The organism is Corynebacterium sp. AOP36-E1-14, from assembly GCF_052377495.1.
In the GTDB taxonomy this organism is placed as follows: domain Bacteria; phylum Actinomycetota; class Actinomycetes; order Mycobacteriales; family Mycobacteriaceae; genus Corynebacterium.
Window position 1 is genome coordinate 64,655 of record NZ_JBQSWV010000018.1, and the last position, 9,395, is coordinate 74,049.

The window sequence follows — 9,395 nt, forward strand, 5'->3', positions numbered from 1 at the left end:
GATAGGATTCATTGCGGAAAGCAATCCGACAGACAGTAACGAGGGAGACCTGATGGACATCAGCGACGCGATGGCGCAGTTCTACGACGACAAGGGCGAGATCGCCATCCCGGACCAGCTCTCGCTCTCCGCCATGTGCGAGATGCTGTTCACCATGGCCCAGATGGAGGGGACGGTCGACACCCCGCTGATCACCTTCCACGACTTCGCCTCCGGTGCCGAGGGGGAGACCGTCACCTGGACGCGCGCGGAGGTCAACACCCGCGTCAAGGCGGTCTGCGTACGCCTGCAGCAGGTCACCGAGCGTGGGGACCGGGTGGCGATCCTGGCCAACAACAGCCCGGAGTACCTCTTCGGCTTCATGGGCGCGCTCTACGCCGGCACGGTCCCGGTGCCGCTCTACGACCCCACCGAGCCCGGTCACGCCGACCACCTCGCCGCCGTCCTGGACTCGTCCACGCCCACCGTGGTGCTCACGAACAAGACCTCCGCCGGCCACGTGCGCAGCCACTTCGCCGCGCTGCCGTCCTCCGAGCGTCCCCGCGTGCTCACCATCGACGCCCTGCCTGACTCGCTCGCCGAGGAGTGGCAGAACCCGATGATGGCGCTGATGGAGCACCCGGAGCTGGCGCCGAACGCCGGCGACGCGGCGTTCCTGCAGTACACCTCCGGTTCCACCCGCACCCCGGCCGGCGTGGTGCTGACCCACCGCAGCATCGTGACCAACGTGCTGCAGGTCTTCCAGGCCGGCCAGCTGCAGATGCCGATGCGCCTGGTCAACTGGCTGCCCTTCCACCACGACATGGGCATCATCCTGTCGTCCTTCGTGCTGATCCTGGGCATCCCGCAGGACATCATGGCCCCGCGCGACTTCATCCAGGACCCGGGTCGCTGGATCGGCCAGCTCGCCGACCGCGGCGACGGCGTGAACGTGTACACCGGTGTCCCGAACTTCGCCCTGGAGCTCGCCTCGCGTTACGCCGACCCGGCCAAGCGCGCGGACCTGGCGGACATCGACCTCAGCCACGTCGAGGGCATCATCAACGGTGCCGAGGCCGTGAGCCTGCAGTCCGTGGACCGCTTCTGCGACGTCTTCGAGCCGGCCGGGTTCCGCCGCTCCACGATGCGCCCGTCCTACGGTCTGGCCGAGGCGACCGTCTTCGTGACCACCCCGCAGACCGAGGACCGCCCGAAGCTGCGCGTCTTCGACCGCGAGAAGCTCGCCGAGGGTCAGGCCGTGGAGGTCGCCGACGACGCCGAGAACGCCGTGCCGATCATGAGCGTCGGCGAGCCCGGCCCGTCCCTGTTCATGGCCATCGTCGACCCCACCTCCGGTGAGGAGCTCGCCGAGGGCACCGTGGGCGAGGTGTGGCTCAACGGCGGCAACATCGCCGCCGGCTACCTCGAGCGCGAGGACGACACCACCGAGACCTTCCGCAACTCCCTGCCGGCGGCCAACCGTCTCTCCGACGGCTCGGCCGTCCAGGACGCCCCGCAGGACGACTGGCTGCGCACCGGTGACCTGGCGGTCGTCGTCGACGGCCAGCTCTACATCACCGGCCGCATCAAGGACCTCGTCGTCGTCGCCGGACGCAACCACTACCCGCAGGACATCGAGGCCACCGCCGCCGACGCCACGCAGGGCCACGTCCTGCCCGGCGTGCTCGCCGCCTTCGCGGTGAGCGGTGCGGGCAGCGACTCGGGCTCCGAGGAGCTCGTCCTCGTCGCCGAGCGTGACCCGGAGGCACCCGCGTCCGGTGACGCGGAGGCCGTGGCGTCCATCCGCCAGGCCGTCACCGCCACCCACGGTGTGACGCCCGCGGACATCCGCATCGTGGACCAGGGGACGATCCCCCGGTCCTCGGCGAACAAGATCGCCCGCCGCGTGTGCGCCACCGCCTACCTGGACGGCCGCTTCGACCGGTAGTGACCGGTCCCCGCCGTCACCGTCGACTAGAGTGGTTGACGTCCTTTTTGTAGCGTGGCGACGGCCACCGTCGATTGCATGTTGACGGTGGCCGTCGTGCCCGTTCAGGCCGCCCCTCCCAACCGTCCACCATGAAACAAGGATGATCGTCCCCGATATGACTGAAACGTCTGATCTCTCCGGTCCCGAGAACTCTCCCGCTGCACCGGCCGTACCGAGCACCCCGGCAGGGATGCGCGCCTGGCTGCGCGACTGGGTCCAGGCCACCACCGGCCTGGACGCCGCTGAGATCACCGACGACCGGCAGATGGAGGAGTTCGGGCTGTCCAGCCGCGACGTGGTGGTGCTGTCCGGCGAGCTGGAGCGCCTCACCGGCGTGCCCCTGGACGCCACGGTGGCCTACGAGTACAACACCATCGCCACACTGGCCGGGTTCGTCCTCGCCGGTGGCACGCGTACCGGACGCGGCGTCGCGGGAGGACGCACCGCGCACGGCGGCGGTGCCGGTGGTGCCGGTGCCGGTCTGGAGCCGGAGGACCGGCAGATCGCCGTGGTGGGCATGGCCGGGCGCTACCCGGGCGCGGACGGTGTCGACGGCATGTGGCGCATGTTCGAGCAGGGCCGCAGCGGCGTCGGCGAGCTCCCGGAGGGGCGCTGGAGCGAGTACGACGACGACCCGGAGATGTCCCGGCGCATGGCCGAGGCCGTGCTCACCGGCGGCTACATCGACGACATCGCCTCCTTCGACGCGGAGTTCTTCGGGCTCTCCCCGGTCGAGGCGGCGAACATGGACCCGCAGCAGCGCATCCTGCTGTCGCTGACGTGGGAGGCGCTGGAGGACGCCGGCATCCCGGCCAACACCCTGCGCGGCACGGACGTGGGCGTGTTCATGGGCACCACGAACAACGACTACGGCATGCTGATCAGCGCCGACCCGTCCGAGGCGCACCCGTACGCGCTGACCGGCAACTCCAGCGCGATCATCGCCAACCGCATCTCCTACGCCTTCGACTTCCGCGGCCCCTCGGTCGCGATGGACACGGCCTGCTCGGCGTCGCTGGTGGCCATCCACCAGGCGGTGCGCGCCCTGCGAGACGGGGAGGCCTCCGTGGCCGTCACCGGCGGCGTGAACCTGCTGGCCAGCCCCTTCGCCACCATCGCCTTCTCCGAGCTCGGCGTGCTGAGCCCGACGGGCGGCATCCGCGCGTTCTCCGAGGACGCCGACGGCATCGTGCGCTCCGACGGCGCCGGTGTCGTGGTGCTCAAGCGTCTGTCGGACGCCCGCCGCGACGGCGACGACGTGCTCGCCGTGATCGCCGGTTCCGCGGTGAACCAGGACGGCCGGTCCAACGGGCTGACCGCCCCGAACCCGGAGGCGCAGGCCGCGGTGCTCGCCGCCGCCTACGCCGACGCCGGCATCGACCCGTCCCAGGTGGACTACGTGGAGGCCCACGGCACCGGCACGATCCTCGGCGACCCGATCGAGGCGGGCGCCCTCGGCCAGGTCCTCGGCGCCGGTCGCGACGTGGCCTCGCCGCTGCTGCTCGGTTCGGCGAAGACGAACTTCGGCCACACCGAGGCGGCCGCGGGTGTCGCCGGGGTGATCAAGGTGGTCTCCGGCATGCGGCGCGGCGTCCTGCCGCCGACGGTGAACTTCACCGGCCCCAACCCCTACATCGACTTCGACCGCGAGCACCTGGAGGTCGTGGAGGACCCGCGCGAGTGGCCGGAGTACTCCGGCGCAGCGGTCGCCGGCGTCTCCGGGTTCGGCTTCGGCGGCACCAACGCCCACGTCGTGCTCGTCGCGCCGGAGGGCGCGGCACCGGCGGCGCGGGACGTCCCCGAACGTCCCGACGTGATCGACTGGGCCGGCGTCCAGGAGTACGGCGGCGAGGAGTCGGACGGTGACCCGGCGGGACGCGCGCTGCCGCGTCTGCTCCCGGTCTCCGGGCTGCTGCCCTCGCGGCGTCGGACCGCCGCGGCGGACATCGCGTCCTGGCTGGGGGAGACCGGCAGGGCCGGCAACGCCGTGCTCGCCGGTGCCGCCGGGGTGCTCGGCGAGCGCAACCACGGCCGCTCGCGCGGTGTGGTCCTCGCCCACGACACCGACGAGGCCGTCGCCGGGCTGACCCGCCTGGCCGAGGGGCGCAAGGGCGCGGGCATCTCCGTCGCCGACAGCCCCGAGCGCGAGGGCGCGGTGTGGGTGTTCTCCGGTTTCGGCTCCCAGCACCGCAAGATGGGCAAGGAGCTGCTCACCCTGTCGCCGCTGTTCGCCCAGCGTCTCGACGACGTCGACGAGGTCGTGCAGCAGGAGGCCGGCTACTCCGTGGTCGAGATGATCCGGGACGACGCGCAGAACTTCACCACCGAGACCGCCCAGGTCGGCATCACCGCCATCCAGATCGCCCTGACCGACCTGATGACCGCCCTGGGGCTGCGTCCCGCGGCGATCGTGGGCCAGTCGATGGGCGAGATCGCCGGCGCCTACGCCGCCGGCGGGCTGTCCATGGAGGACGCCGTGACCATCGCCTGCCACCGTGCGCGGTTGATGGGCGAGGGCGAGAAGCTGCTGCCCGAGGACAAGCAGGGCGCGATGGCCGTGATCGAGCTCGGCGTCGAGGACCTGGTGGAGTTCCAGAAGGAGAACCCGCAGTTCGCCGCCGTGGAGCCGGCGGTGTACGCCGCCCCGGGCATGACCACGGTCGGCGGGCCCGCCCAGCCGGTCGCGGACCTGGTGGCCCACCTGGAGGGCGAGGGCAAGTTCGCCCGCATGCTCAAGGTCAAGGGCGCCGGGCACACCAGCATGCTCGACCCGATCCTCGGTGAGCTCCACGCGGAGATCGCCGGGATCACCCCGCTCCCGATCCACACCCCGGTGTACAGCAGCGTGGACCGCGGCGTGGTCTACCAGCCGGGCGACACCGTGCACGACGCGGACTACTTCCTGCGCTGCACCCGCTACTCGGTGTGGCTGTCGGACGCCACCGGACGGCTCTTCGACGAGGGCTTCCGCACCTTCGTGGAGTTCTCCCCGAACCCGGTCGCGCTGATGCCGATGATGAACACCGCCTTCGCCCACGACGCCGGCGAGTCCAGCCTGATGTACCTGCTCAAGCGCAAGGAGCCCAGCGTGGACACGCTGCTGGCCACCGTCGCCGAGCTCTACGTGCGTGGCGGCGAGGTCGACTTCCGTTGCCTGAACTCCTCCGACGGGCGCCCGCTGCGCCGTGGGCGCGCGGTGTCCGGCATCCCCGGGGTGCACTGGAACCTGCAGCGCTACTGGACCGCGGCGCGTCCCGGCGGCGGGTCGGTGCGCGGGGTGCCGGGGCGCCGGGTGGCGCTGCCGGACGGACGGACCGCGTTCGCCGTCGCCGCCGCGGAGGTTCCCAGCGTGGACGCCGTCGCCGAGGCCGCCGCGCGAGCGGTCGTGCCGGACGCCGTGCTCGCCGCGGTGGAGACCTACGGCTCCCTGCCGACCGAGGGTGAGGTGACCACCCTGGTGGCACGTACCCTCGGCGGGCTGAGTGTGCAGGTCTACGCCATGGACGGTGCAGACGAGTCGCGCCTGGCCGGTGAGGCCTTCGCCGCGTCGCCGGCGGGCGGCATGGCGGCCGGTGTCGCCGGGGCCGCTGGCGCCGCCGGTGCGTCCTCCGCGACGCCGCAGACGGAGCCGGCCGCAGGCCAGGTGTCCGGCGCCCGCAACGCCCTGCCGTCGGTGGACACCGACTCCGAGCGGTGGACCCCGGAGTCCGGGCAGAGCGTGGCAGACCGGCTGCGCAGCATCGTGTCGGAGTCGATGGGCTACGACGTCGACGACCTTCCCGGTGAGCTGCCGCTGATCGACCTGGGCCTGGACTCGCTGATGGGCATGCGGATCAAGAACCGGGTGGAGTACGACTTCGACCTGCCGTCGCTGAACGTGCAGGCCCTGCGCGACGGCTCGGTCGACGAGGTCATCTCCCTGGTCGAGCAGATGGTGCAGGAGAAGCTCGACGGCGTGACGCACACGCCGGCCGCTGAGGGTGCCGAGACTGCCGCCGACGCCGCACCGGCAGCCGAGGCCGCCGAGGCAGCCGACTCCCAGGGTGTCGGCGTCGCCCCGCGTGACGCCTCCGAGCGCATGGTCTTCGGCACGTGGGCCTCGCTCACCGGTGCCGCCCCGGCCGGCGTCACCAGCGCACTGCCGCAGGTCGACGCCGACACCGCCGCGGCGATCGCCGCCCGGCTGAGCGAACGCTCCGGCGCGGAGATCAGCGCCACCCAGGTCGCCGAGGCCGGCACCCTGGAACCGCTGGCCAACCTGGTGCGCGACGTCTTCGAGACCGCGGTGGACGGCAACATCCGTGTACTGCGTGCCCGCCCCGAGGGGTCGGACAGCCCGGCGGTCTTCGTCTTCCACCCCGCCGGCGGGTCCAGCGTGGTGTACGAGCCGCTGACCAGGCGTCTGCCCGCCGACGTGCCGGTCTACGGTGTGGAGCGTCTGGAGGGCACGCTGGATGAGCGGGCCGACGCCTACGTCGCCGACATCACCGAACTGGCCGACGGCCGTCCGGTCGTCCTCGGCGGGTGGAGCTTCGGTGGCGCGCTGGCCTTCGAGGTCGCCCACCGCCTGGAGAAGGCCGGTGAGGTCACCGTGGGCCACCTGGAGCTGCTCGACCTGGTGCGTCCGGCGAACCCGGCCCCGGACACCACCGAGGAGATGCACGCGCGCTGGGACCGCTACGCCGCCTTCGCCGCGAAGACCTACGGTATCGAGCTGCCCGTCCCGCACGACCTGCTCGAGGCCCAGGGTGAGGAGGCGCTCATCGGCATGATGAGCATGTTCCTGCAGAACACCGACGCCTCCTCGCACGGTCTGGCCGCCGGCGTTCTGGAGCACCAGCGCGCCAGCTTCGTGGACACCCGCATCCTCAACACCCTCGACTTCGAACGCTGGGCCGAGGTCTCCGCCCCGGTCACGCTGTACAAGTCCGAGGGTATGCACGAGGGCGCGATCGAACTCGAGCCGTCCTTCGCCGACATCCCCGCCGACGGCGGCTGGGACGGCGTGGTCGACGACCTGGAGCTCGTCCAGCTCGCCGGCGACCACCTGGCCGTGCCGGACGAACCGTCCATCGGCATCGTCGGTGCACGGATCACCGAGCACCTGCGCGACATCCCCCAGCGGAACCAGGTGCGCTAGCGTGGGATCCATGACAGGAACACCCGAAGACCCCTGGTTCGGCGACGCGGACGTCGCCGCGCAACGCACCGCACCGGGAACCGGCAGGTCCACCGCCGAGAAGCTGGACGACCTGCACTCCCGCCTCGAGGAGGCGCAGGACCCGGGCAGCGAGCGTGCACGCCAGAAACGCGACGAGGAAGGACGCACCACCCCGCGCCAGCGCATCGACGCGCTGCTCGACGAGGGGTCGTTCACCGAGATCGGAGCCCTGGGGCGCACCCCGGGTGTGCCGGACGCGCCCTACGGTGACGGCGTGGTCACCGGCTACGGCCGGGTCGACGGGCGTCCCGTCGCCGTCTACGCCCACGACAAGACCGTCTACGGCGGCTCGGTGGGCGAGACCTTCGGCAAGAAGGTCTGCGAGGTCATGGACATGGCCACCCGCATCGGCTGCCCGGTCATCGGCATCAACGACTCCGGCGGAGCCCGCATCCAGGACGCCGTGATGTCCCTGGCGATGTACTCCGAGCTCTCCCGGCGTCAGCTGCCGCTGTCCGGCCAGTCGCCGCAGATCTCGATCCTGCTGGGCAACTGTGCCGGTGGCGCGGTGTACGCCCCGGCGACCACCGACTTCCTGGTGGCCGTGGAGGACCAGACGACGATGTTCGTCACCGGCCCGCAGATCATCGAGTCGGTGACCGGCGAGAAGATCAGCATGCAGGACCTCGGCGGCGCCCGCGTGCAGGCCGCCAACGGCAACATCAGCTACGTCGGCAGCGACGAGGACGACGCCTTCGGTTACGTCCGCGAACTGCTCGCCCACCTGCCCAGCAGCGCCTTCGAGGCGACGCCGCAGGTGCCTGCCCCGTCGGACGCACCGAGCGAGCGCGACGCCGAGCTCGTCGACCTCATCCCGGACGATCCGAACTCCGGCTACGACATGATGGAGGTGCTCAGCCGCATCTTCGACGACGAGGACGTGCTGGAGGTCCAGCCGGACTACGGGCAGAACGTGATCACCGCCTACGCCCGCATCGACGGCCGCCCGGTCGGCGTGGTCGCCAACCAGCCGATGTCGCTGGCCGGCTGCCTGGACGCCGAGGCGGCGGACAAGGCGGCACGGTTCATCCGCATCTGCGACGCCTACAACATCCCCCTGGTCTTCGTGGTCGACACCCCGGGCTACCTGCCGGGCGCCGAGCAGGAGAAGCTGGGGCTGATCCACCGTGGCGCCCGGCTGGGCTTCGCGATGGTGGAGGCCACGGTCCCGAAGGTGACCGTGGTGGTGCGCAAGGCCTTCGGCGGCGGCTACGCGGTGATGGGCTCGAAGAACCTCGGTGCCGACGTGAACCTGGCGTGGCCGACCGCGCAGATCGCCGTGATGGGTGCCGAGGGCGCCGCGGTGATGATCCAGGGCCGTCAGCTCGCCGCCATGCCGGAGGAGCAGCGCCCGATGGCGAAGAAGATGTTCATGGACTTCTACAACGCCAACATGACCAGCCCGTACGTGGCGGCGGAGCGTGGCTACGTCGACGAGATCATCGACCCGGCGCAGACGCGCCTGCGGTTGCGCCAGTCGCTGCGGTTGCTGCGCGACAAGCAGGTGCTCGAGCCGGAGAAGAAGCACACCATCATGCCGCTGTAGTCACTGTCTGTGCAGGTCAGGCCGTATAACTGACCATCGGTGGAAATGGACATGGACCAAAGACGGACCAAACGTGAGTACATGAGCGTCCATCTGGGTCGCCCTGACCGCACCAGAACAGGGCACACTATGACCGACCTTCAAGCCACCATCGACAACGCCACGGCCCCCTACATCGACCCAGACGCCGCGCCGGGCACCGTGCAGTGGGCCGCCGCCATAGCCGCACAGAACCTCCGCGACGCCACACGGCTCTTCGAGGACTGCCTCACCGACCTAGGGGCCACCGAATGATCAGCGACGATCAGCGCGCCACTCTCGCACAGACTCGCGCACGGCTCCAGGACCTCGCCCGACTCACCGCAGGGGACCGGGACAGGCTCGCCACACGACAGGCAGAGCGCCGGGCACATAAGGCCGCGATGCGTGAGCTGAAACAGGACCGCAGGTCCTTAGGAGCCTCCACAGGCCCGATCTCTGGCTGGTCCCCGTGAATCCGGTGCCGGCTGCACCGACCTTGTACGACCGTTCCTCTACACACTCGCCGGACGCCGATAGGACACTGCCATGAACCATATTCCATCCACCGACACTATCCCTCTGCTGCCGCTAGAGACAGTCCTGGAACCTGACCTCCACGGGGACGTACTCCCCGGAAT

4 protein-coding genes are annotated in these 9,395 nt (G+C 70.8%); all 4 read left to right on the forward strand.

All coding sequences use genetic code 11. The annotated features are described in order from the left end of the window. The first annotated feature begins 52 nt into the window (after nucleotides 1-52). The 4 genes from ACT3TD_RS09750 (at nucleotide 53) to ACT3TD_RS09765 (ending at nucleotide 9,030) form a co-directional block, all read left to right on the forward strand. Nucleotides 53-1,927, forward strand: coding sequence for a FadD32-like long-chain-fatty-acid--AMP ligase (locus ACT3TD_RS09750; protein WP_301441660.1), 1,875 nt, complete (start codon nucleotides 53-55; stop codon nucleotides 1,925-1,927). Nucleotides 1,928-2,084: 157 nt separating this feature from the next. Next, entirely contained in the window at nucleotides 2,085-7,109 is a 5,025-nt protein-coding gene (gene pks13, locus ACT3TD_RS09755; RefSeq protein WP_441588171.1) for a polyketide synthase Pks13, read from the forward strand. A 10-nt stretch (nucleotides 7,110-7,119) separates the two neighbouring features. Then, a complete protein-coding gene (locus ACT3TD_RS09760) occupies nucleotides 7,120-8,736 on the forward strand; it encodes an acyl-CoA carboxylase subunit beta (RefSeq protein ID WP_444614997.1) in 1,617 nt (538 codons plus the stop codon). 129 nt (nucleotides 8,737-8,865) lie between these two features. After that, the gene (locus ACT3TD_RS09765) at nucleotides 8,866-9,030 is read left to right on the forward strand and encodes a hypothetical protein (RefSeq protein ID WP_444614998.1); all 165 of its coding nucleotides are present in this window, start codon (nucleotides 8,866-8,868) and stop codon (nucleotides 9,028-9,030) included. Nucleotides 9,031-9,395 lie beyond the last annotated feature (365 nt).

What these genes read in the sequence shown, in the direction of transcription:
- ACT3TD_RS09765 (WP_444614998.1), top strand. Translation starts at nt 8,866, where the DNA reads ATGACCGACCTTCAAGCCACCATCGACAACGCCACGGCCCCCTACATC.
- ACT3TD_RS09760 (WP_444614997.1), top strand. Translation starts at nt 7,120, where the DNA reads ATGACAGGAACACCCGAAGACCCCTGGTTCGGCGACGCGGACGTCGCC.
- pks13 (WP_441588171.1), top strand. Translation starts at nt 2,085, where the DNA reads ATGACTGAAACGTCTGATCTCTCCGGTCCCGAGAACTCTCCCGCTGCA.
- ACT3TD_RS09750 (WP_301441660.1), top strand. Translation starts at nt 53, where the DNA reads ATGGACATCAGCGACGCGATGGCGCAGTTCTACGACGACAAGGGCGAG.